Genomic DNA, 23,469 nt, shown 5'->3' with positions numbered 1-23,469 from the left:
CCCCCAGTAAAGCGCTAGGCTAGCCGAGCCATGATCTTGGACCCAGTACAGAAAAGCCCGGCGCTGCGGCGCATCGTGACCGGCGTCGCCAGCGCGGCCACGATCCTCCTGGCCGTCGCGGCGTGCTCGGGCGGTGGCGCCCCCGGCGACAGCAGCACCCCGGTGCGTGGCGGCACCCTGACCTACGCGTCCGGCGACGCCGAGCCGACCTGCCTCGACCCGCACGTCGGCGGCAACTACCCGCAGGCGCTGCTCGCGACCCAGTACATCGAGGAACTGGTCGGGCTCGACGACGGCAAGCCGACGCCGGAACTCGCCACGAAGTGGTCCACGAGCGACGACGGCAAGACCCTCACCTTCACGCTCCGTGACGACGTGACCTTCACCGACGGCACCCCCTTCGATGCCGCGGCGGTCGTGGCGAACATCGAGCACGTGCAGGACCCGGCGACCGCGTCCAGCACCGGCTACCTCGCCCTGCAGTCGATCGCGAAGGCCACGGCCACCGACGACCGGACGGTCACCCTGTCGCTGAGCCGCCCCGACGCCGCGTTGCTCGAGTCGTTCTCGCAGCCCTGGGTCGGCATGGAGTCACCGAAGGCGCTGCAGCGCAAGCAGGCCACGAACTGCGAGTCCCCCGTCGGCACCGGCCCGTTCCGGGTCACCGACTGGAAGCACGGCGACCGCGTCACCCTGACGAAGAACGCCGACTACACGCCGCTCGGCGGCTCGACCACGAAGCCCCGCCTCGACGGGCTGACCTGGCGCTTCCTGCCGGACTCGACCTCCCGCTACGCGGCGCTGCAGTCCGGGCAGGTCGACGTCATCGACAACGCACAGCCCGACCAGCTCAAGGCGGCGTCGTCGAAGGCCGCGATCCGCGACCTCGACGCGCCCCGCCCCGGTGCGTCGAACCGGCTCGAGCTGAACTCCGGTCACGGGGTGTTCCAGGACGAGTCCGTCCGCAAGGCCTTCATCGCCGCGGCCGAGATCGACCCCGGACTGAAGTCGCTGTTCCTCGGCACCGCGAAGCGCTCGTACTCCGTGCTGTCGAGCGTCGAACCGACCTCGTACTCGGACAAGGCGCTCTTCGGGTACGACCCGTCGGAAGCCGAGCGCCTGCTCGACGCCGCCGGGTGGAAGGAGAACGGCGACGGCGTGCGCGAGAAGGACGGCAAGCCCCTCACCGTCACCTTCCCGGTCTCGACGAACCAGTCGGTCCCGGCCGAGCGCAGCCTGTTCCAGCAGATCCAGGCGTCCGAGGCGAAGGTCGGGATCTCGGTCAAGCTCGAAGAACTCGACCTGTCCAGCTGGTACGCCGCGCTGGCGAAGAACCAGTACGACGTCGTCAGCGCGCCCTACACGAAGGTCGGCCCGGACGTCCTCCGCATCCTCTACGACTCCGCGTCGATCACGCCGGCGCCGTCGGGCTACTTCGCGAACCTCGCCCAGCTCGACGACCCGGCACTCGACCGGCTGCTCGAGCGAGCCGCGCAGACCGCGGACTCCGCCGAGCGCGCCGACCTGGTCGAGCAGGCACAGCAGACGATCCTCGAGAGCCGGACCGTCCTGCCGCTCTACGACCAGCAGAACCACTTCCTGTACCGCTCGGCCGTGCACGGCATCTCGACCACGTCGGTCTCGACGCCGTGGTTCGGGACCGCCTGGCTCGCCCGCTGACCCTCCGGTGGTGCACGGTCCGGTGACGGCCGGGAGGCCCGGTGCCCGCCCGCCCCGCAGCTCCCCCGCCGCCGGGTGGGCGCGTTGGGCGGTGCGCCGGCTCCTCGGCGGCGTCGGCGTCCTCTGGGCGGTCGCGACGATCGTGTTCGTCGCCATCCGCCTGATCCCCGGTGACCCGGCACTCGCGATCCTCGGCGGTCCGGGGTCGCAGGCCTCGGCCGAGGCGGTGGCGCAGGTCCGCCACGAGTACGGCCTGGACCGACCGGTGCTCGTGCAGTACGCGGTGTTCCTCGGACGGCTGGCGACCGGGCAGCTCGGCGACTCGTACGCGTTCCGGACGCCGGTGTCGACGCTGTTGGCGCAGGAGCTGCCGGTGACGCTGACCCTGGCGGTCGCCGGGCTCGTCGTCGCCTGGCTGCTCGCGGTCGTCGCCGCGTGGTGGTCGACGCAGCGCGGTCGGGTCGCGGCGCTGCTGACCACCGGGCTGTCGGTGACCGCCAGCGTGATGCCGCACTTCTGGCTCGGCAGCGTGCTCATCGTCGTCTTCGCCAGCAGCCTGGGATGGGTGCCCGCGGTCAGCGACGGGACCGTCCGCGGCTGGGTGCTGCCGGTGCTCGTCGTGGCGGTGCCGGTCGCCGGGTACCTGGCCGAGACGATCCGTGACGGCGTCGTGGACGCGCAGCGCTCGGCGTTCGCACTCGCGGCCCGGGGTCGCGGCGAGTCCCGCGCGGGGCTGTTCGGCCGCCACCTGCTCCGGCACGCGGCCCTGCCCGGCATCGCGCTGTCGGCCTGGGCCTTCGGGTCGCTGGTGTCCGGGGCCGTGGTCGTCGAGTCGGTGTTCGCGCTGCCCGGCATCGGGCGTGCACTCGTCACCGCCGTGACGCAGCGGGACATGCCCCTCGTCGCCGGGATCGCCCTCGTGTCGGCGGCTGCCTACGTGGTGGTGCTCGCGGTGGCGGACCTCGTCGAGCGGGCGGTCGACCCGCGCGGCAGCGACCGGGGCGACCGCCGCGGCGACCAGGCCCGCGGTGCCGGCCAGGCCCGCGGCACCGGATCGGACCGCGACGCCGGACCGGACCGCGGCACCGGACCGGACCGCGGCGGCGCGACGTCCGACGAGGCGGTGGCGCGGTGAGCGGGATCGTCGACCCGGGCCTCCCGGCCGGACGCCGCAGCAGCATCGACGGTGTGCCCGGCAGCACGCCGTCCCCGGGCCCCGGCGTCCGCGCCGGACGCCGATCCGAGCGGTTCCGTGGGGGGACGCTCGGCCCGGCAGGGACCGTCGCCGCGGTGGTGGTGGCGGTCGCCGTCGTGGCGGCCCTGTGGCCGGCGCTGCTCGGCGGCGCCGACCCGCTCGCGGTGCACCCGTCCCAGGCGCTCCTGCCGCCCGGCGCCGGCCACCTCTTCGGCACCGACGAGTCCGGACGTGACGTCCTGGCACGGGTGGTCGCGGGGACGCGGGCGTCGCTGCTGGTCGGCGTCGTCGCGACCCTGGTCGGCGGTGGGACCGGGGTTGTCCTCGGGGTCCTCGCCGGACTCGGCGGCCGGGTCGTCGACGCCGTCGTGGGGCGTGTGACCGAGGTCGCCTTCGCCCTCCCGCTGCTCCTGGTCGCACTCGTCGTCATCGCGGTCACCGGGCCCGGACCGGTGCCGGCGATGCTCGCGGTCGGGTTCGCCACGGCCCCCGGGTACGCCCGGATCGTCCGCGGACTGGTCCGGACCGCTCGTTCGTCGCAGGTCGTCGAGACCGCGGTCCTGCTCGGCCGCTCCCCCGCCACCGTCGTGGTCCGGCACGTGCTGCCGGCGGCGCTCTGGCCGGTCGTCGCCGTCGGTACGCTCGGCATCGGCCAGGCCGTGGTGTGGGCGTCGGCGCTCAGCTACCTCGGCGTCGGCACACCGCCGCCGGCTCCGGAGTGGGGTGCGATGCTCGCCGACGGCCGCACCTACCTGGCGACCGCACCGTGGATGAGCACGTTCCCGGGCCTGGCGATCGTGGTCCTGGCGACCGCCGTCACGGTGCTCGGCCGGGCTCTCCGCCGTGCCGGAGCGGCACGGTGAGCGGCCAGGCTGGCGCCCTCGACGTCGTCGGCCTCTCGGTCACGATCGACGGCGTCCCCGTCGTCACGGACGTCTCCCTCCGGGTCGCGCCGGGCGAGTGCGTCGCCCTCGTCGGCGCCTCCGGCTCCGGCAAGTCCGTCACGGTCCGGGCCGCGCTCGGCCTGTCCGCCACCGGTGCCGGGGTCACAGCCGACCGACTGACCGTCGGGGACCAGGACGTCCGCGGCCTGTCGGAACGCCGGTGGCGCGCGGTCCGCGGACGTCACGTCGGCTACGTCGGCCAGGAGGCCCTGGGCGCCCTGGACCCGCTGCGTCGCGTCGGGCGCGAGGTCGCCGACGCCCTCCGCCTGCACACCGACCTGTCGGCACGCGAGCGCGTCGAGGCGGTGCGCGCCGAACTGGAGGCCGTCGGACTCGACCCTGCACTCGCCGCCGACGGCCGTACCGCGGGCACCCTGTCCGGCGGGATGCGACAGCGTGCCCTCATCGCCGCCGCGACGATCGGTCGCCCCGGGCTGCTCGTGGCGGACGAACCGACCACGGCCCTCGACGCCGGAATCGCCCTCCGCGTGATGGAGCAGCTACGGGCGGCGCAACAGCGGGGTACCGGGCTGCTCGTCGTCACGCACGACCTCGGCCTGGTCGTGGGGTGGGCGGACCGGGTCGCCGTGATGGACGCCGGCCGCATCGTCGAGGAGGGTCCGACCGCGTCCGTCCTGGAGGCCCCGGTCCACCCCGCCACGCAGGCCCTGGTGCGTGCAGCCCGGTCGACGCCCGTGGGCCGGTCGACGCCGGTGGCCGGTGCCGCCGGCGCTGCGGGCGCGTCGTCGGCGGCCGGTCGCTCGGCGCTGCCGGTGCTCGCCGCCACGGGACTCCAGCGGTCCTACCCGGGCGTCGCAGCCGTCGCCGACGTCTCGCTCCGGGTCGCGGCCGGCCGGGTGCTCGGGGTCGTCGGGGCATCGGGCTCCGGCAAGACCACGGTGGCGCGGATGCTCCTCGGACTCGAGACGCCCGACGTCGGCACGGTCACGCTCGACAGCGAGGCGTGGGCACCACTCCCCGAGCGCGACCGTCGTGCACGCCGACACCGGATGGCCGCGGTCGTCCAGGACCCCGGCGCGACGTTCGACGAGCGGTGGGACGTGGACCGTGTCCTCGCCGACGCCCTGAGCGGCGGGCGCGCACGGCGGGCGACCGGTGCGCTGGGTGACCGTGTCGACGCCGCACTGCGACAGGTCGACCTGGACCCGGGCCTCCGGACCCGCTCGCCCCGCACGCTGTCCGGCGGGCAGCGGCAGCGGCTGGCGATCGCCCGGGCGCTGGCCACCGAACCCGAGGTCCTGGTGCTCGACGAACCGGTCACCGCACTCGATGCGACCGTGCAGGACGCGGTGCTCGGCCTGCTCGAACGGCTGCGCGACCACACGGGTGTGGCGATGGTGTTCGTGTCGCACGACCTGCGGGCCGTCCGGCGCCTGGCGGACGAGGTGCTCGTCGTCCACGAGGGTGCCGTGGTCGAGCACGGTCCGGCCGAGGCCGTCTTCGGCCGCCCTGAGCACGCGGTGACGCAGCGGCTCGTGCGTGCCGCCGAGCGGCTGGCCGCCGGCCCGGCCGCCTGACGGCGTCGGCCGCCGGCCCTGCGGCCGCCCGGCCGCCGTCCGCGCCGCCGGCCGCCGTCCGGCCGCCGAGCCTCGGCCTGGCGGACATGTTTCGCCGTCGCGACGGCGAAACTTGTCCGCCCAGGCGAGGCTCGGCGCGGGGTGGGGTGGGGTGCGCGGGGCAGGGCGAGCGGGACGGGGTGCCGGACCGGCCACCCACACGACGGAGGCCCGACCCGCGTGACGCGGGTCGGGCCTCCAGGGCGTGTGGTGCGGGTCAGGAACCGGCGGCTGCCTTGTCCTGGGCACCGTCGCCGACAGGACCGTCGGCGGTCACGATCGGGATCTGGCTGGTCGAGAACTCCTTCGCCCAGTCGGACTGCGCGAGCTCCGACGTCGGGTCGTTGTAGTCGTCGATGACCCCGGCGACCTCGTCCTCGGACCCGACCGTCGGCCCGGAGCCCATCAGCGGCGACGCGGCGGTCTCCTTCGTGAAGTACACCGCCACGAGCCCGATCACGGCGGCCAGCATCAGGTAGAACGCGGGGATGTCCTCGGCCCAGCCGTAGCCGGCGTCCTGCGCCCACTTGATGAGCCCGGCGGTGGCGAGCGGGGTGGTCCCCCCGAACAGCGACACCGACACGTTGAACGCGATGGCCAGGGCGCCGTAGCGGATGATCGTCGGGAACAGCGCCGGCAGCGTGGACGGCATCGTCGACGTGAAGGTCACCAGGACCACGCCGAGGATGAGCAGGCCGGAGAACACCCCGACCCCGGTGCCCGACTGGACGAGCTTGAGCGCCGGCCAGGACAGCACGATGAAGCCGATGCAGCCCGCGGCGAGCACCGGACGGCGGCCGAAGCGATCCGACAGCCGACCACCGAAGGTGATGACGACCATCATCAGCAGCATCACGACGACGATCAGGATGAGCCCGAACGTCGCGTTCTGTCCGAGGTTCTGCTCCAGGTAGGTCGGCATGTACGACAGCAGCATGTAGTCGGTCACGTTGAAGACCAGGACCAGCCCGATGCAGATGATCAGCGAGCGCCAGTTCTCGGCGAAGAGCTTGAGGAACGGCGTCTTCTGCGACTCGCGCTCGGCGGCCTGCTCCTGCTGCTTCTGGAAGGCCGGGGTCTCCTCGAGCTTCAGCCGCAGGTAGAGCCCGATCAGGCCGAGCGGACCGGCGATCATGAACGGGATGCGCCAGCCCCAGCTGAGCAGGGCGTCCTCGGACAGGCCGAACTGCAGGCCGGTGACGATCGAGGCACCGAGCACGTACCCGGCGAGCGTGCCGAACTCGAGCCACGAGCCCATGAACCCGCGGCGCTTGTCCGGGGAGTACTCGGCGATGAAGGTCGCGGCGCCGCCGTACTCACCACCGGTCGAGAAGCCCTGCACGAAGCGGGCGACGAGCAGCAGGATCGGTGCCCAGACGCCGATCGTGTCGTACGACGGGATCAGGCCGATCATCAGCGTGCCGGCGGCCATCAGGATCATCGTCAGCGCGAGGACCTTCTGGCGGCCGATCTTGTCGCCGATCGGGCCGAAGACCGCACCACCGATCGGGCGGACGATGAACGCGGCGGCGAAGAACCCGAAGGTGGCGACGATGTTCGACGCCGGGTCGCCCGCCGGCAGGAACACCTGCGAGATCGTCACCGTCAGGTAGGCAAAGATGCCGAAGTCGAACCACTCCATCGCGTTGCCGAGGGCCGCTGCGGCGACGGCACGCTTGAGCATCGACTCCTCGACGACGGTGACGTCGTCCTCGGTCAGCTTCCGTCGAGCACGCTTCACGGCGCCCTTCGTCCGCAGCGGGCGATCGCCGTGCTGCTGCTGGGGTGTGTCGTTGGCTGGCAAGGTGTTCCTCCGGTGTGCTGTGGCGTCCTTCGGGCTCCCGGCGGGACGGCCGGGCATCCGGCGAGACAGCGACACTGGCGTCCTGCGAACCGCGCTCGCCGGACAAACCCAGGAAGCCTAGCAGGTGGCCTGTCCGGCACGGCCGACCGGTACGCTGAGGACCGCACCCGCACCACGCGGGGACACTCAGGCACCTCATCACGGACTCGGTGCCGCACATACGAACGGAAGGCGCAGCCATGACCAAGCCCATGCCCGACAAGCCATCGGTGGACGGACTCGAGCAGGTCTGGGGGCCGCAGTGGGAGCAGGACGGCACCTACCGCTTCGACCGCGACGCCGCCGGCGACCGGTCCGCCGTCTACTCGATCGACACCCCGCCGCCGACCGCCTCCGGCTCGCTGCACATCGGGCACGTGTTCTCGTACACGCACACCGACCTCAAGGCCCGGTTCGAGCGCATGCGGGGCAAGCACGTCTTCTACCCGATGGGCTGGGACGACAACGGTCTCCCCACCGAGCGTCGCGTGCAGAACTACTACGGCGTCCGCTGCGACCCGTCGCTCCCCTACGACCCCGACTTCACCCCGCCGTTCGCCGGTGGTGACGGCAAGTCGAGCAAGGCCGCCGACCAGCTGCCGATCTCGCGCCGCAACTTCATCGAGCTGTGCGACGAGCTGACCGTGCAGGACGAGCAGCAGTTCGAGGAGCTCTTCCGCACGCTCGGCCTGTCCGTCGACTGGACGCAGTCGTACCGCACGATCGACGCGACCTCCCGTGCCAGCGCCCAGCGTGCCTTCCTCCGCAACCTCGAGCGTGGCGAGGCCTACCAGGCCGACGCCCCGACGCTGTGGGACGTGACCTTCCGCACCGCGGTCGCGCAGGCCGAGCTCGAGGACAAGGAGATGCCCGGCGCCTACCACGGGCTCGCCTTCCACAAGAGCGACGGCAGCGGCGACGTCGTCATCCAGACCACCCGCCCGGAACTCCTGCCGGCCTGCGTCGCCCTCGTCGCACACCCCGACGACGAGCGGTTCCAGGACCTCTTCGGCACGACCGTGCGCTCCCCGCTCTTCGACGTCGAGGTCCCGGTGCTCGCACACCACCTGGCGCAGAAGGACAAGGGCGCCGGCATCGCGATGATCTGCACGTTCGGTGACACCACCGACGTCGTCTGGTGGCGCGAACTGCAGCTGCCGAACCGCTCGGTGATCGGCTTCGACGGCCGCATCCGGTCCGACGAGCCGGCCTGGATCGAGTCCGCCGAGGGTCGTGCGCTCTACGCCGAGATGGCGGGCAAGACCGTGTTCTCCGCCAAGAAGGTCGTCGTGGACGCCCTGACCGAGTCCGGCGAGCTGGTCGGCGACGTGAAGACCATCAACCACCCGGTGAAGTTCTTCGAGAAGGGCGACAAGCCCCTCGAGATCGTCTCCACCCGCCAGTGGTACATCGTCAACGGCGCCCGTGACGAGAAGCTCAAGCAGACGCTGCTCGAGCGCGGCGACCAGATCGCGTTCCACCCCGACTTCATGAAGGTCCGCTACGAGAACTGGGTCGGCGGCCTGTCCGGCGACTGGCTGATCTCGCGCCAGCGCTTCTTCGGTGTGCCGATCCCGGTCTGGTACCCCCTCGACGCGGACGGCAACCCGGTGTTCGACCAGCCGATCGTCCCGACCGAGGCGCAGCTGCCCGTCGACCCGTCGTCCGACCCGGCCCCCGGGTTCGACGAGTCGCAGCGTGGTGTCGCCGGTGGGTTCCAGGGCGAGCTCGACGTGATGGACACCTGGGCGACCTCGTCCCTCACCCCGCAGCTCGCCGGCAAGTGGGAGACCGACCCGGCGCTCTACGACCTGGTGTACCCGTACGACGTCCGCCCGCAGGCGCAGGACATCATCCGGACCTGGCTGTTCACGACAGTCCTCCGCAGCCAGCTCGAGGCCGACGTGGTGCCCTGGAAGAACGCCTCGATCTCCGGCTTCATCGTCGACCCCGACCGCAAGAAGATGTCGAAGTCGAAGGGCAACGTCGTCACGCCGCTGTCCGTGCTCGAGGCACATGGCGCCGACGCCGTCCGCTACTGGGCGGCCTCGTCGAAGCTCGGTACCGACGCGGCCTTCGACCCGCAGAACCCGAAGCAGATCAAGGTCGGCCGCCGTCTGGCGATCAAGGTCCTCAACGCGGCGAAGTTCGTCTACGGCTTCGAGCTGCCCACCGGCGCCCACCAGGTGACCGAGGCGCTCGACATCGACATGCTCGCCGCGCTCGGCACCGTCGTCGACCAGGCCACCGCCGCGTTCGACGCGTACGACCACGCCCGGGCGCTCGAGGTCACCGAACGGTTCTTCTGGACCTTCTGCGACGACTACCTCGAGCTCGTCAAGGAGCGTGCGTACGGCACCGCCCCGGACGCCGGCCACGAGACGCAGGCGAGTGCGGTCCTCGCGCTCCGCGGTGCGATCGACGTCCTGCTCCGCCTGCTGGCACCGTTCCTCCCGTACGCGACGGAGGAAGTGTGGGCCTGGACCCACGACACCAGCGTGCACCGGGCCTCCTGGCCGGTCCGTGCCGACCTGCCGGTCGACCAGGCCGAGACCGGGCTGCTCGCGGCCGTCGGCCAGGCGCTGATCGGCATCCGCGGGGCGAAGACCGCGGCGAAGGCGTCCCAGAAGACGCCGGTGACACGCGCCGTCGTGCAGGCACCCGCCGCCGTCCGCGAGCTGGTCGAGCGCGCGGCCGTGGACCTGGCGGCCGTCGGCCGGATCCAGGACCTGGCCTTCGTCGACGGTGACGAGTTCGCCGTCGTCGAGATCGAGCTGGCGGAACAGCCCCCGGCCTGATCCTGACGGACCGGACACCGGACGCCCCGTTACCGTGGAGACACGGGCGGGGCGTCCGTCGTCGCGGCGGACTCCGCCGTCGACGCGGCTCCGCCGACACGGACTGGAGGCACGGATGCAGTTGGGAACGCGATGGAACGTGGGCGCGGAACCGCCCGCGCGACTGCCCGAGACGATGGTCGTCGCCGTGCGCGGTGTCGAGGACGACCTGGCGGCGCAGTCGGTCGACGCATCGACCTGGCGGTGGACGCTGACGTTCCTGGAGGGCAAGCCGATGGTCGAGCTGGACGACGGGACGTCGATCCACCTTGACCCGCTCGGGCACGCGCAGGTGACCGACCCGGACGACGCGGGGTCCGAGGACTGAGTCGTCGGACTGCGCAGACGCCGGACGGCCGGGGTGACGTGATGGTCATCCCGGCCGTCCGGCGTCCGTCCTGCGCGGTCAGCGCTGCGCGGTCAGCGCTGCGCGGTCAGCGCTTCGGCACCGACTCGACCGGCACCGGGACGAGCGCACCGCCCTCGATCCGGTACGCCTGCCGCGTGGCGGTGTCCCGCCCGAGGGCGGTGTCCGCACTCCAGCGGAGCAGACGGTTCCCCGGTTCGAGGTGGTCGAGCACCAGGAACTGCCCGTCGTGGACCGCGACCTCGCCGAAGCGCGCCGCGAAGGCACCCGCGGTCTCGACACCCCGGAGCCAGCCGTCGGTGACGGTGGTGCCGTCGGCCTCGACCACGCGGGCACCGGCGTACCGGGTGGAGAAGTTCCCGTGGGCGGTCGTGCCACCGCCGGCCTTGTGCAGCCAGAGGGTGCCGCTCGCCGGGTCGAGGACGAGCTCGGCGATCACGGTGTCACCGAGACCGCGGTACTGCACCATGGTGCCGCGCCGGACGTCGACCGGGACGCGGACGACGTCGGGGGTACCGTCCGCGGCGAGGAACTCGACGTGGGCCGACCCGGCGCCCGTCCCGACGGCCAGGGTCTGCAGCCGGGTCCGTCCGACCGTGACGTCGGGGCCGGGGATGGTCGTGAGTTCGAGCGCTCCGCCCGCGGTCCGCTGCCCGTAGGTCGCGGTCCCCGTCACCTGCACCGCGCCCGTCGGGACGGTGTGCCGGACGACGTGGTCCAGACGGTCGGTCCGGCGGTCGTGGTTGGTGGTGAGGTCGAACGCCGGGTCGGGGCGCTCGGCCATCGCGGCGCGCGTCTGGTCGGTGAGTCCCAGCCCCCAGGCGTCGAAGAAGGCGGTGAGGTCCCGGTCGGTGACCTCGGAGGCGACCAGGGCGAACTGCTGCTTGCGCGCCGCGGTGTCCGAGGTGCTCGGCACCGTCGCACCGAGCGCCCGGTCGACGCGGAACTGCTGGGCGATCCGGCCGTACACGTCGTCCCCGAAGGCCCGGCGGAGCTGGTCGAACATCAGCACGCGCAGCCAGATGTCCTGACGGTCGAAGTGCCGCTCGGCCTGGGGCAGTGCGAAGAACGTGGCCGCCTTCTTCCGGGTGGCCGCGTCGTCGAGCCGGTTCACACCCGGGGTGAGGTGCTCCTGGTTCGCCAGGGCGGAGACGTTGACGGACACCTCGCCCAGGCCGGCCCAGTTCATCCAGTCGGGCTGGTACGTGTGCCCGACCTCGTGCCAGAACGCCCACTGGTCGGCCGGCGCCTTCGACAGCAGGTCCCGCATCGCGCCGGTGTCGTTCTGGAAGCGGATCCAGTCGTGGGACGCGCTCGCGTAGCCACCCCCGGTGTCGGGGTTGGTGACGAGGACACGCTGCGGTGCCCGGTGTGCTGCCCCGGTCGCGGCCCGGTCGAGCCCGAACACGGCGTCGGTCTTCGCGACGAACCGCTCCAGCATCCGGACGCGGGGGCCGACCTGGATGCCCCGGTCGAGCAGCCAACGCTGGGCGATCGGCTTCTGCACCTGCACGAGGACGTCGTCGCCGATGAGCTCGACGATCGGCGCGGTCGACGACGCCATCCGCTCGGCGAACTGCGCCTCGGTCGTCTCGCCCTCGACGAAGGTCGCCATCGGGGCTCCGCCGTCCACGCGCACGGTCGTGGTCCGGGAGCCCTCGGCAGCGGTGTCGAGGAGGTGGACCGGCCCGCTCTTCGGCACGGTCAGGCGGTTCACGCCCGGCTGCAGCGGGACCGTCTGCACGCCGACGTCCTTCCCGCCGTTGAGGCCCGCGTACACGCCGTACAGACCGAAGCGTGCGGAGAGCCCGGAGACGCCCGCCGGGACCGTGATCGTGACGGTGTCGCCGGCGGTGACGGAACGACCGGTGGGCTCGTGTGCCGAGTGACGGTACGAGCGTCCCTCGGCACGACGTGCGGCCTCGGCGTCCCCGAGGGCACGGACCGGGACCACCGAGTGGGACGGCGCGACGACGAGGTGCTGCGGGGGCGTCGGTGCCTCCGGGGTCGTGACCGTGGTGGTGGCCGCCGGACCGGTGTTGCCGGCGGCGTCGACCGCGCTGATGGTGAACCGCACGGCGGTGCCGTCGGGCAGGTCGGCGATCCGGGCCTCCCGCGCGTCCGCCGGCAGGTGCGTCGGGGCGGCACCCGCACGGGTCACGACGTACCCGTCGACGCCGCGGTCGTCGGTGGCCGCGGCCCACCGGAGGCGAGCGGTGTGCGCGTCGACGGGGTCGCCGGCGAAGTCGGGCACGGTGCTCGGCGCGACGGTGTCCTCGGCGGGGACCTCCGGACCGCTGCCGCCCTCGCCGTCGTCGCTGTCGTCGTCCGGGGCGCAGCCGGCCACGTCGGTGCCGTCGATGCTGCACGCCTGCACCGCCGGGACGACCGAGCCGTCGCCGGTCATGCCGAAGGACAGGTTCGCGGTGGCGCCGGGCGCGAGCTCCTGGCCGCGCTTCGCCGAGATGGTGACCTCGTCGCCGTGCTGCTCGGTGTCCGCCATCCAGCTCGCCCAGCTGTCGAAGGCACCACCGGTGACCCGGAACCGGAGTTGCCAGCCGGCCGGTGTCTCACCGGTGTTCCGGACGACGAACTGTCCGCCGGCGTACCACGCGGTCGCGTCCGACAGCTCGAGCGAGGCGGAGACCGAGCCCGAGCCGGAGCCGGCGGTCGTGGGCGCTGCCCGGTCCAGCGCGACGGCCGGGTCGGCGAACAGGACGGACCCGGCGAGCAGGCAGGCCAGTGCGGGCAGCGCGCGCGGACGGGGTCGGCGGTGGGGACGGGACGACATCGGCAGGACTCCTCGGTGTGACGGGACGGTCCTCCCATGGTCCGGGCGTCCCCGGCACGAGCCACGTCTCCGAATGGTGACGGCCGGGCTCAGACGAGACCGGCGCGATGTGCGGCGATGGCGAGCTGCGTGCGGTTCTGCAGGCCGAGCTTGTCGAGGACGCGGGAGACGTAGGTCTTCGCCGACGTCGCGGTGACGCCGAGCCGCCCGGCGATCTGCGCGTTCGTCAGCCCCTCCCCCACGGCGACGACGAGCTCGCGTTCCCGGTCGGTGAGGTCCCCAAGGTCGTCGAACGGCAGCGGCTGCTCCTCGTGGTCGCGGGCCACGGCACGACGGACGACGGCGTCGGCGACCGCGGGTGCCAGCACACACCGTCCGGCGGCGACGTCCACGATCGCGGCGGGAAGTTCGTGCGGGCGTGTGCCCTTGAGCAGGAACCCGGAGGCGCCGGCCGCGAGGGCGCGGAGCACGTCGTCGCCGTCGTCGAACGCGGTCAGGACGAGGACGGCCGGAGCTGCCGGACACTCGCGCAACCGCCGGGTCGTCTCGATCCCGTCCATGCCGGGCATCCGCAGGTCGACCACGGCCACGTCGCACCGGAGGCGCCGGGCTGTGGCCACGGCACGCTCGCCGTCGCTGCACTGCGCCACCACGACGAGCCCGGGCTCGGACTCGATGACGATCCGGAGGCTCGACCGGATGTCGTCGTCGTCGTCCACCAGCAGCACGCGGGTCATCGGGGCAGCTCGAGGTCGAGACGGAAGCGGCCGTCCGGCGTCCGGATGTGTCGGAGGAGACCGCCGACCTCGGCCGCGCGTTCGGCGGCGACCGCCAGCCCGTGGCCCCCGGTCCGGCGGGCGTCGGGGAGCCCGCCGCGCGCTGCGACGCCGGCCGCATCGGAGCGCGACGGGACGGCGTTCCGGAAGGTCACCTCCAGGCGGTCCGGCAGCAGGGCTGCGGTGACCTCGACCATGCTGCCCGGAGCGTGCTTCCGTGCGTTGTGCAGGGCCTCGGCGGCGACCGCGTCGAGGACCGCGGCGCACCGGGTGTCGAGCCCCGCGGTCCGGGCGAGCGGTCCGGCGGCGGGTCCCCGGCGGACGACGTCCTGACCGTCCTCGAGCGCCGCGTCGAAGGACTCCTGCCAGGACGGTGTCGCGAGGGTGGCGGCATCAGGCACCGCGGGCTGGCGGGTGCCTGACTGCGCCTCGGTGTTCCGGAGCAGACCGACGACGAAGTGCAGGTCCTCGAGCAGACCGGCGCCGCTGTCGGCGATGCGGGTGGCGAGACGACGGGTCGCTTCGTCATCGCTCTGGGCAGCGAGCGCCGTGGCGTGGAGCGTCATCCGGCTCACCCCCTGTCCCACGACGTCGTGCAGGTCGCGGCTGAGGCGGAGCCGCTCCTGCGCAACGACGTCGGCCGCCCGCGCGGCTGCGGCGGCGGCCTGCAGCCGGAGCCGTTCCTCCCGGGCGCCGACCACCCGACGCGCCTCACCGACGGCGCCACCCACCAGGGCGGGGAGCACGACGGCGACGAGGGGCGCGGACTCGGCGGGGACCGCGACGTGGCCGGCCCGGAACATGCACGGGTCCGGCACCAGCCCGAGGGGGTGCAGGACGGTGAAGACGCCGAGGACGACCCACCAGCCGCGTCCCCGGCGCGCGGCGACCACGGCGCTCATGACGACGACGAACGAGCACGAGCCCGTCATCGCCCAGACGATCGGGGCCACTGCCGTCGGCAGCAGCGGCCAGCGGTGCACGGCGTACAGCGACAGCCCGCCGATGACGAACACGAGCACCTGCAGGAGGTCCGGCGCAGCCTGAGCCGCGAGGGCGTCGTACCAGACGCTGTAGCCGGTGACGGCCACCGGCAGGACGACGGCGCCGATGCGCGCGATCCGACGGAGGCGGTCCGACGGCGTCTCGACGAGTCGTTCGAGCGGGCGGAACGGACGATCGATCGTCGCATCAGTCGACATGTTGGATATCACGTATCGAGTGTAGACCAAGCAGCAGCGATGGTTTCCTGTCGACTTCCGGAGACGCCCCGCCGGCCCGGGCACGCTGCACGATGGTCGACGTCCGCACCGGCGGACACGATCCGCTCCGGCGGACGTTCCCCTCCGAAAGGCATCCTGATGTCCCTCCGCTCCTCCACCCTCGCCACCGCCGCGATGACCGCCGCGATGATCGGGTGCACGCTGCTCGCCCCGTCCGTCGCCTCGGCCGCACCGACCCAGGAGGCCGCGACCGGCACCGCAGGCCAGCTCCAGATGTGGGACGGCAGCCAGCACTACAGCAGCGGTCAGTTCGTCATCACGAACCCGACCGCGGGTGCGTCGGACTGGGAGCTGACGTTCTCGGTGCCGAACGGGTCGTTCGAGAACCACTCCGACTGGAACGTGGACGCACAGGTCGACGGCGACCGCGTGACGCTCACGCCGAAGAACGGCGCACTGGCAGCGGGCATGAGCGAGTACGTCTCGTTCGGCATCGCCGGTGACGGGTCGAGCGCCCTCACCGTCCAGGGCTGCGACCTCGGTGGCGCCGCGGTCGGCGGCTGCTCGGCGGCCGAGGACCAGGGTCAGGCACCGACCACGCCGGGCGACGTCCACGTCACCGACGTCGCACACGACCGGGTGACCGTCAACTGGACCCCGAGCACCGACGACGGCCCCGGCATCCTGTACACCGTGACGCTCCTGCGCGACGGCGACGTGATCCGCGAGTACCCCGTACCCGGCGCCCACCGCACGAGCCAGGTCGTCGACCGCCTCGACCCGGACCGCGACTACGAGATCGTCGTCACCGCTCGGGACTCGGACGACAACGTCAGCGCCGCCGAAGCCGTCTCGTTCACCACGGCCGCCGACCCGTCGGTCGCCGGGCCCGCCACCCCGGCGGACGTCCACGTGAACACCGAGCAGTCCGACCGCGTCATCGTCAACTGGAACTCGCCGGTCACGCCCGAGTTGCTCGGCCACCAGGTCCTGCTCTTCCAGGACGGCGAGCTCATCCGCGCCCACGTCATCGGCAACCCGCGCCAGGCGTCGGTCATCGTCGACCGCCTCACCGCAGGTACCGACTACGAGGTCGCCGTCCTGGCGTACGACCGGTCCGGTCACGAGACGACCTCCGACCGGGTCGCGTTCACCACCGCGCGCTGACCGCGCGAGCCGGGCGCGCGGACCGCGCGAGCCGGGCAACCTGGCGGGGCCGACCCGGGCCTCCCGTCCGGAGATCAACGGACGGAACCGGCCTGGCGTCGCGGGACCACCGCGGCACCAGGCCGGTTCCGGAGCCGGTCAGGCGCGGACGCCGGACCGGGATCGCCGAGGGATCAGGACTCGGCGAGCCAGGAGAGCAGCACCGCGTTGACCTCGGCGGTGTGTGTGGTGAGGAGGCCGTGAGGGGCGCCCTCGATCTCGACGTAGCGGGCGGCGGGCAGGGCCTTCGTGAAGCGACGCCCGGTGGCCTCGATGGGCAGGACGTTGTCCGCGGTGCCGTGCACGATGAGCGCGGGCACGGTGACCTTCGGGATGTCCTGACGGAAGTCCGTCGGCCAGGTCAGCGGAGCGGCAACGGACGCGATCGCACCGGAGCCGGCAGCGACGTTCCAGGCGTTCCGCACCTGCTCCTCGGAGATCCGGCGGCCGAGGTTCTCGTCGAGGTTGAAGAAGCCCTCGTAGAAGGACGTGAAGTACGCGTAGCGGTCCTTCGCGACGTCGGCGGAGACACCCTCGAAGAAGGACATCGGGGCGGCACCGTCGGGGTTGTCGTCGGTGACGGCCAGGTACGGCTCGAGCGAGGCCAGGAACGCGACCTTGGCGATCCGGTCCTGACCGTGGCGACCGATGTAGCGGGCGATCTCGCCGGTGCCCATCGAGAAGCCGACCAGGATCACGTCCTGCAGGTCGAGGGTCGTCAGGACGGTGTGCAGGTCGTCGGCGAAGGTGTCGTAGTCGTAGCCGGTCGAGGGCTGCGACGACTGACCGAAACCGCGGCGGTCGTAGGTGATGACGCGGTACCCGGCGTCGAGGAGCGGGGGCACCTGGCCCTCCCACGAGTTGCCGTCCAGGGGGAAGCCGTGGATCAGGACGACGGGCTGACCCTGGCCCTTGTCCTCGTAGTGGAGCGCGATGTCGACGCTGTTCTCGGTCCCGACGGTGATGGATCCCATGGTGTTCCTCCTGGTGAAGTGCACTGAGGCCGTCCAGAGAACGGTCGTTCTCCGGTGGTGTCGCCTACACTAGAGAACGATCGTTCCCGACGCAACCCCGTCGTCGTGGACACCGAGTGGACGGAGCATGGACATGGCGACGAGCACGGTCGAACCCGAGACGGCAGCACGGATCGTCGAGACCGCGGACGCGCTCTTCTACACGCGCGGCATCCAGGCGGTCGGCATGGACGAGATCCGCTCCACCGCCGGAGTCTCGCTGAAGAAGCTCTACGCCGCGTTCCCCGGCAAGGAGCAGCTCATCGCCGCCGTCCTCGCCGGCCGTCACGACTTCTGGGAGCAGGGCATCCGGGCCGCGGTCGACGCCGCCGACGGCCCTCGTGCGCAACTGCTCGCCGTCTACGACTTCCTCGAGTCCTGGTTCGGGGACGAGACCTTCCGCGGCTGCGGCTTCATCAACGCGTTCGGGGAGCTCGGCGCGACCTCCCCCGCCATCGCCGAGATCGCCCGCGCGCACAAGGACTCGTTCCAGCGCTTCGTCGCCGGGATCACGGCGCAGGCCGTCCCGGACGCCGAACGCGCCGAGGAGCTCGCAGCACAGCTCGCGCTGCTGGCCGAAGGGGCCCAGACCACCGCGGCCATCGCGGGGACGACCGAGGCGGCCGTGCACGCCCGCCGAGCGGCTGCCGTGCTGATCGACGCCGCGACGCACTGAGGCCGGCGGACCCGGCGCCCGGCGGACCCGGCACCGGTTCGGGCACCCGCCCGCTGCCGGTCCGGTCACCCGCCCGCCGCTCGCATCGCTAGGTTGGGGCGATGGCCACTCCGTTCGATGGACCGAGCACCCTCCCCTACGCCCTCCCCCCGTTCGACGACGTCCGGACCGAGCACTACCGGCCGGCCTTCGACGCGGGCATGGCCGAACACCGTGCCGAGGTCGAGGCGATCGCCACCGACCCGGAACCGCCGACCTTCGAGAACACCCTGGTCGCGCTCGAACGTGCCGGGCAGCTGCTCCAGCGGGTCGAGATGGTCTTCTCCACCGTCACCTCGGCCGACTCCACCGACGAGCTGCGCGACCTCGAGGCCGAGCTGTCCCCGCTCCTCGCCGCCCACCGCGACGCCATCGTCCTGGACGGGCGCCTGTACGCACGGGTCCGTGCCGTGCACGACGCCCTCGATGCGACCGCCGGCCGCTCGGAGGAGGACCGCCGCCTCGCCGAACGCACGCTGACCGAGATGACCCTCGCCGGCGCCGGACTCGACGACGCGGGCAAGGAACGCCTGACCGCGATCAACCAGGAGCTGTCGACCCTCACGACGACCTTCGAGCGGAACCTGCTCGAGGACACCAACGACGCCGCGGTGCACGTCACCGACGTGTCCGAACTCGCCGGCCTCGACGACGGCGCGAAGTCCGCCGCCGCTGGTGCAGCCGCCGACCGTGGTCTCGACGGCTGGCTCGTCACCCTGCCGCTCTACACCGGACACCCGTGGCTCGCGACGCTCACCGACCGTGGCCTGCGCCAGCGGATCATGGAAGCCTCGCTCTCGCGCGGCCGTCGTGGCAACGCCTTCGACAACCGGAACGTCCTGCTGCGCATCGTCCGCCTCCGCGCCGAGCGTGCCGAACTGCTGGGCTTCCGCGACCACGCGTCGGTCGTCACCGCGGACGAGACCGCACGGACCCCGGAAGCCGTGGCGGGCCTCCTGTCCTCCCTGGTCACCGCCGCCGTCGGGAACGCCCGCGACGAACGCGAGGCACGCTCCCGCACCGTCGGGTACGAGGTCGAGTCCTGGGACTGGGCGTACGCCACCGAGGTCCTCCGCGGATCACAGTTCGCCGCGGACAGCAGCGCGCTCCGCCCGTACCTGGAGGCCGACCGGGTCCTGCGCGACGGCGTCTTCCACGCGGCGGGCGCCCTCTACGGCCTGCGGTTCACCGAGCGCCCGGACCTGCACGGCTACAACGACGAGGTCCGCGTCTTCGAGGTCGTCGACGAGCAGGAAGCCCCGGTCGGGCTCTACCTGCTCGACCTGTACACGCGCGACGGCAAGCGCGGTGGCGCGTGGATGAACCCCGTCGTCGAGCAGTCGCACCTGCTCGGCACACTGCCCGTCGTCGTGAACAACCTCAACGTCCCGAAGCCCGCGGCCGGCTCGCCCACCCTGCTGACGCAGGACGAGGTCGAGACCCTGTTCCACGAGTTCGGCCACGCCCTGCACGGGCTGATCGCCCGGACGACGTACCCGCGGTTCTCCGGCACGAACGTCGAGCGCGACTTCGTCGAGTTCCCGTCGCAGGTGAACGAGATGTGGGTCACGTGGCCGTCGGTCCTGGCGAACTACGCCAAGCACCACGAGACCGGTGCGTCGATGCCGCCCGAGCTCGTCCTGGGGCTCAGCGACTCCGAGGGGTTCAACGAGGGGTTCGGCACGACCGAGTACCTCGCCGCCGCGCTGCTCGACCAGGCCTGGCACCGACTCACCGCCGCCGAGGCCGCTGCGGTCACCGACGTCGAGGCGTTCGAACGGGAGGCCCTGGTCGCCGCCGGCATCGACGCCCCGGCCGTCCCGCCCCGCTACTCGTCGACGTACTTCGCGCACACGTTCTCCGGCGGGTACGACGCCGGCTACTACGGGTACATCTGGAGCGAGGTGCTCGACGCCGACACCGTGGAGTGGTTCCGCGAGCACGGCGGACTGTCCCGCGAGGCCGGTGGACGCTTCGCGCGGCTGGTGCTCGGCGTCGGCGGCGCGAAGGACCCGCTCGAGGCCTACCGTGAGTTCCGCGGCCGCGACGCCGAGGTCGGACCGCTGCTGCGTCGCCGCGGCCTGGAGTAGCCGCCCGGGCCCCACGACCCCGAACGCAACAGCGCGCCCCGTCGAGGACGGGGCGCGCTCGTTCGTTCGGGTTGCGCTGTGCGTTCGGGGTGCGTTCGACTACGCGGACTTCTCGACGCGCTTCGGTGCGGACCGCGGCACGATCGTCGGCGCCGCGTTCTCGAGCACCGACGCCCGGGTGACGACCACACGGGCGACGTCGTCGTCCGAGGGGACGTCGAACATGATCGGCCCGAGGACCTCTTCCATGATCGCGCGGAGGCCGCGGGCACCGGTCTGGCGGAGCACCGCCAGGTCGGCGATCGCCTCGAGCGCCGCGTGGTCGAACTCGAGCTCGACGCCGTCGATCTGGAACATCCGCTGGTACTGGCGCACCAGGGCGTTCTTCGGCTCGGTCAGGATCTGCATGAGCGCGGCCTGGTCGAGCTTCGACACCGTGGTGACGACGGGCAGACGACCGATGAACTCGGGGATCAGGCCGAACTTGTGCAGGTCCTCCGGCAGGACCTCGGAGTAGAGGTCCTGGTGGTCGGTCGGGCTGTGCAGCTGGGCACCGAAGCCGATGCCGTGCTTGCCGACGCGCGACGAGACGATCTCTTCCAGCCCGGCGAACGCCCCGGCGACGATGAACAGCACGTTCGTCGTGTCGATCTGGATGAACTCCTGGTGCGGGTGCTTCCGACCGCCCTGCGGCGGGACCGAGGCGACCGTGCCCTCGAGGATCTTGAGCAGCGCCTGCTGCACGCCTTCGCCGGAGACGTCGCGGGTGATCGAGGGGTTCTCGGCCTTCCGCGCGATCTTGTCGACCTCGTCGATGTAGATGATGCCGGTCTCGGCGCGCTTGACGTCGTAGTCGGCCGCCTGGATCAGCTTGAGCAGGATGTTCTCGACGTCTTCACCGACGTACCCGGCCTCGGTCAGGGCGGTGGCGTCCGCGACGGCGAACGGCACGTTGAGTCGCTTGGCCAGGGTCTGCGCCAGGTAGGTCTTGCCACAGCCGGTCGGGCCGATGAGCAGGATGTTCGACTTGGCGATCTCGACGTCGTCGCGGTCCTCGGCGGCGGTGATCTGCCCCTGCGCCCGGATGCGCTTGTAGTGGTTGTAGACGGCGACCGCGAGTGCGCGCTTGGCCGGGTCCTGCCCGATGACGTACTCCTGCAGGAAGTCGAAGATCTCGCGCGGCTTCGGCAGGTCGAACTCGCCGCTGCCGGTGTCTTCGCCCGCTTCGGCAAGGCGCTCTTCGATGATCTCGTTGCAGAGCTCGACGCATTCGTCGCAGATGTAGACGCCGGGTCCGGCGATCAGCTGCTGTACCTGCTTCTGGCTCTTCCCACAGAAGGAGCACTTCAGGAGGTCGGCGCTCTCTCCGATGCGTGCCATGCTCTCGGCCTTCCCTGGTCGACGTGCACCGCCAGTGCGGTCCACGAGGTCGTCGTGGGACCGAGCCTAACCGCAACCAGGGACACAGTCGGGGACCCCCGGCCGCGTTCGCCCAGGGCGTGGTCGGCCTGGTAGCGTGAGGGGCGTTTCTCTACAAGTTGTAGAGAACGGCTCCTGGAGGAACCATGCAGAAGCGCCTCGCCACCGGCGGTGTCGTGACCCTCGGCGTCGCCGCCGCCATCGTCCTCGGCACCGCGGCCTCGGCCAGCGCCCACGTCGAGGCCGAAGCGTCGTCGACCGCCGTCAACTCGTACACCACCGTCACGTTCTCCGTGCCGCACGGCTGCGACGGCTCCCCCACCACGAAGCTCCAGTTCCACGTTCCCGAGTCCGTGATCGAGGTCACGCCGACCGTGAACCCGAACTGGACCATCACGAAGGCCACCGAGCCCTACACGGCCCCGAGCTCCGCCGCCGGTTCCGACGAGGACGAGGCCGAAGCCGCCGCCGAGCGCGTCACCAGCGTCACGTACACCGCGAAGACCCCGCTCCCCGCCGACGAGCGCGACACCTTCTCGCTCTCGTTCTCCCTGCCCGACGGCAAGGCCGGCGACACGGTGTCGATGCCCGTCACGCAGACCTGCGAGAAGGGCTCCACCGAGTGGGACCAGGCCACCAAGGCCGGGCAGGCCGAGCCGGAGCACCCTGCGCCGACCATCACGCTGACCGCCGCGGCCGCAGGCGACGACGAGCACGGCACCACCGCGTCGACCGAGTCCGACGAGGCCACCGCGACCACGGCCTCCAGCTCGTCCACCTCCGTCCCGGCGGACCCGGACCTGGTCGGCCGCTTCCTCGGCCTCGGCGGTCTGCTCCTGGGCGCCGTCGCGCTGGTCGTCTCGGTCGCCGCCACGCGCCGACGCGGCACCAGCAAGTGACGACGGGCGAGCGGCCGGGCACGCGTCCGGCGGTGCGCCGCCGGGTCCGGGCCGGGAGGCTCGGTGCCCGGACGCTCGCCGCCCTCGCGCTCGTGGGTGGTGCGGTGCTCGGCCTCGCGGCCCCGGCCAGCGCGCACAACTACGTCATCGCGGCCACCCCGGCGTCGAACAGCACGCTGACCGAACTGCCCAAGACGTTCGCGATCACCACGAACGACCGCCTGCTCGACATCGGCGACACCGACTCCGGGTTCGCGTTCCGCATCGTGGGTCCGGACGGCCGGTACTTCGAGAACGGCTGCGTCGACGTCGAGGGCCCGACGATGTCCACCGCGGCCGCGCTCGGCAAGTCCGGCAAGTACCAGGCCGAGTGGCAGATCATCTCGGCCGACGGGCACACCGTCTCGGACTCGTACGACTTCACGTGGAAGGCCCCGGCGGGCTTCACCCCCGCCACCGGCACCACCAAGCCGCCGACCTGTGCCACCGCGGGCAACGGTTCGACCGCCGCGGCGAGCACGACGGGCACGGAGTCCGGCACCTCGGCGTCGACGACGTCCGACGCACTGTGGATCGGTGCCGGCGGGCTCGTCGTCGTGGCCGCCGTCGTCGCGGTCCTGCTGCTCGTCCGTCGTCGCCCGGCGCCCGCCGCTGACGACGCCGACGAGGACTGACCGGCACGCGCGCCGACACGTCCGCCGGCGTCGTCCCGACCGGTCGGGACACCCCGCTCACCTCCGCCGAGCGGTCACGAATCGTCGGACTGGCCTCGCCAGAGCGACCGTTCGTGACCACTCGGCGAGACGCATGCGGGCGTGGCGGGTCCGCTCCCCGATGACGACCCCGAGCCCCGGAACGACGACGGCCCCGCACCGATGAGGTGCGGGGCCGTCG

At 72.3% G+C, this 23,469-nt stretch carries 17 protein-coding genes; 11 read left to right on the top strand and 6 right to left on the bottom strand.

All coding sequences use genetic code 11. The features are described 5' to 3' along the window. Positions 1–30: 30 nt before the first annotated feature. Genes DEI97_RS05390 through DEI97_RS05375 form a run of 4 tightly spaced genes read left to right on the top strand, consistent with a single transcriptional unit; the run spans position 31 to position 5,357 of the window. Positions 31–1,680, top strand: coding sequence for an ABC transporter substrate-binding protein (locus DEI97_RS05390; protein ID WP_111076199.1), 1,650 nt, complete (start codon positions 31–33; stop codon positions 1,678–1,680). Between the two features lie 10 nt (positions 1,681–1,690). After that, positions 1,691–2,815: an ABC transporter permease gene (locus DEI97_RS05385; protein WP_349814969.1), complete on the top strand. Its 1,125-nt coding sequence runs from the start codon at positions 1,691–1,693 to the stop codon at positions 2,813–2,815. Next, a complete protein-coding gene (locus DEI97_RS05380; protein ID WP_258376778.1) occupies positions 2,812–3,738 on the top strand; it encodes an ABC transporter permease in 927 nt (308 codons plus the stop codon). The genes DEI97_RS05385 and DEI97_RS05380 overlap by 4 nt, the downstream gene beginning before the upstream one ends. Then, positions 3,735–5,357 (top strand): ATP-binding cassette domain-containing protein, encoded by a 1,623-nt coding sequence (locus DEI97_RS05375; protein WP_111075997.1) that lies wholly within the window; start codon positions 3,735–3,737, stop codon positions 5,355–5,357. Before DEI97_RS05380 ends, DEI97_RS05375 begins: the two co-directional genes overlap by 4 nt. 256 nt (positions 5,358–5,613) lie before the next feature. Here the strand turns inward: DEI97_RS05375 and proP are convergent, their stop codons facing one another. Next, positions 5,614–7,200, bottom strand: a complete 1,587-nt coding sequence (gene proP, locus DEI97_RS05370) for a glycine betaine/L-proline transporter ProP (protein ID WP_258376777.1) — start codon at positions 7,198–7,200, stop codon at positions 5,614–5,616. Positions 7,201–7,439: 239 nt separating this feature from the next. On the opposite strand from proP, the gene valS reads away from it, so the two are divergent. Together valS and DEI97_RS05360 are read left to right on the top strand one after the other, a co-directional pair. Further along, on the top strand, positions 7,440–10,037 hold the full coding sequence (gene valS / locus DEI97_RS05365) for a valine--tRNA ligase (RefSeq protein ID WP_258376776.1): 2,598 nt from the start codon (positions 7,440–7,442) through the stop codon (positions 10,035–10,037). 139 nt (positions 10,038–10,176) lie between these two features. Next, on the top strand, positions 10,177–10,404 hold the full coding sequence (locus tag DEI97_RS05360) for a hypothetical protein (RefSeq protein ID WP_284158330.1): 228 nt from the start codon (positions 10,177–10,179) through the stop codon (positions 10,402–10,404). A gap of 106 nt (positions 10,405–10,510) precedes the next feature. Here the strand turns inward: DEI97_RS05360 and DEI97_RS05355 are convergent, their stop codons facing one another. From DEI97_RS05355 to DEI97_RS05345, 3 genes are all read right to left on the bottom strand, one after another. Further along, entirely contained in the window at positions 10,511–13,234 is a 2,724-nt protein-coding gene (locus DEI97_RS05355; RefSeq protein WP_111075995.1) for a M60 family metallopeptidase, read from the bottom strand. A gap of 89 nt (positions 13,235–13,323) precedes the next feature. Next, positions 13,324–13,971: a response regulator gene (locus tag DEI97_RS05350; RefSeq protein ID WP_111075994.1), complete on the bottom strand. Its 648-nt coding sequence runs from the start codon at positions 13,969–13,971 to the stop codon at positions 13,324–13,326. Beyond that, positions 13,968–15,224: a sensor histidine kinase gene (locus DEI97_RS05345; RefSeq protein ID WP_146248228.1), complete on the bottom strand. Its 1,257-nt coding sequence runs from the start codon at positions 15,222–15,224 to the stop codon at positions 13,968–13,970. Before DEI97_RS05345 ends, DEI97_RS05350 begins: the two co-directional genes overlap by 4 nt. Positions 15,225–15,371: 147 nt before the next feature. Here DEI97_RS05345 and DEI97_RS05340 point away from each other — a divergent pair, with 147 nt between their 5' ends. Further along, the gene (locus tag DEI97_RS05340) at positions 15,372–16,400 is read left to right on the top strand and encodes a fibronectin type III domain-containing protein (protein ID WP_181439340.1); all 1,029 of its coding nucleotides are present in this window, start codon (positions 15,372–15,374) and stop codon (positions 16,398–16,400) included. Between the two features lie 173 nt (positions 16,401–16,573). Here DEI97_RS05340 and DEI97_RS05335 read toward each other — a convergent pair whose 3' ends face one another. Next, a complete protein-coding gene (locus DEI97_RS05335) occupies positions 16,574–17,413 on the bottom strand; it encodes an alpha/beta fold hydrolase (protein ID WP_111075991.1) in 840 nt (279 codons plus the stop codon). 133 nt (positions 17,414–17,546) lie between these two features. Here DEI97_RS05335 and DEI97_RS05330 point away from each other — a divergent pair, with 133 nt between their 5' ends. Both DEI97_RS05330 and DEI97_RS05325 read left to right on the top strand, forming a co-directional pair. Next, positions 17,547–18,128 (top strand): TetR/AcrR family transcriptional regulator, encoded by a 582-nt coding sequence (locus tag DEI97_RS05330; protein ID WP_111076004.1) that lies wholly within the window; start codon positions 17,547–17,549, stop codon positions 18,126–18,128. A 101-nt stretch (positions 18,129–18,229) separates the two neighbouring features. Beyond that, positions 18,230–20,257: a M3 family metallopeptidase gene (locus DEI97_RS05325; RefSeq protein WP_111075990.1), complete on the top strand. Its 2,028-nt coding sequence runs from the start codon at positions 18,230–18,232 to the stop codon at positions 20,255–20,257. Positions 20,258–20,356: 99 nt separating this feature from the next. Here DEI97_RS05325 and clpX read toward each other — a convergent pair whose 3' ends face one another. After that, positions 20,357–21,637, bottom strand: coding sequence for an ATP-dependent Clp protease ATP-binding subunit ClpX (gene clpX, locus DEI97_RS05320; RefSeq protein ID WP_110903996.1), 1,281 nt, complete (start codon positions 21,635–21,637; stop codon positions 20,357–20,359). A gap of 185 nt (positions 21,638–21,822) precedes the next feature. On the opposite strand from clpX, the gene DEI97_RS05315 reads away from it, so the two are divergent. After that, a complete protein-coding gene (locus DEI97_RS05315; protein ID WP_111075989.1) occupies positions 21,823–22,575 on the top strand; it encodes a YcnI family copper-binding membrane protein in 753 nt (250 codons plus the stop codon). Then, the gene (locus DEI97_RS05310) at positions 22,572–23,249 is read left to right on the top strand and encodes a copper resistance CopC family protein (RefSeq protein WP_111075988.1); all 678 of its coding nucleotides are present in this window, start codon (positions 22,572–22,574) and stop codon (positions 23,247–23,249) included. The genes DEI97_RS05315 and DEI97_RS05310 overlap by 4 nt, the downstream gene beginning before the upstream one ends. Positions 23,250–23,469 lie beyond the last annotated feature (220 nt).

Source organism: Curtobacterium sp. MCLR17_032 (assembly GCF_003234795.2).
GTDB lineage: Bacteria > Actinomycetota > Actinomycetes > Actinomycetales > Microbacteriaceae > Curtobacterium.
Note: the sequence above shows the minus strand (reverse complement) of the source record. Positions and strands in the feature narration are given on the sequence as shown.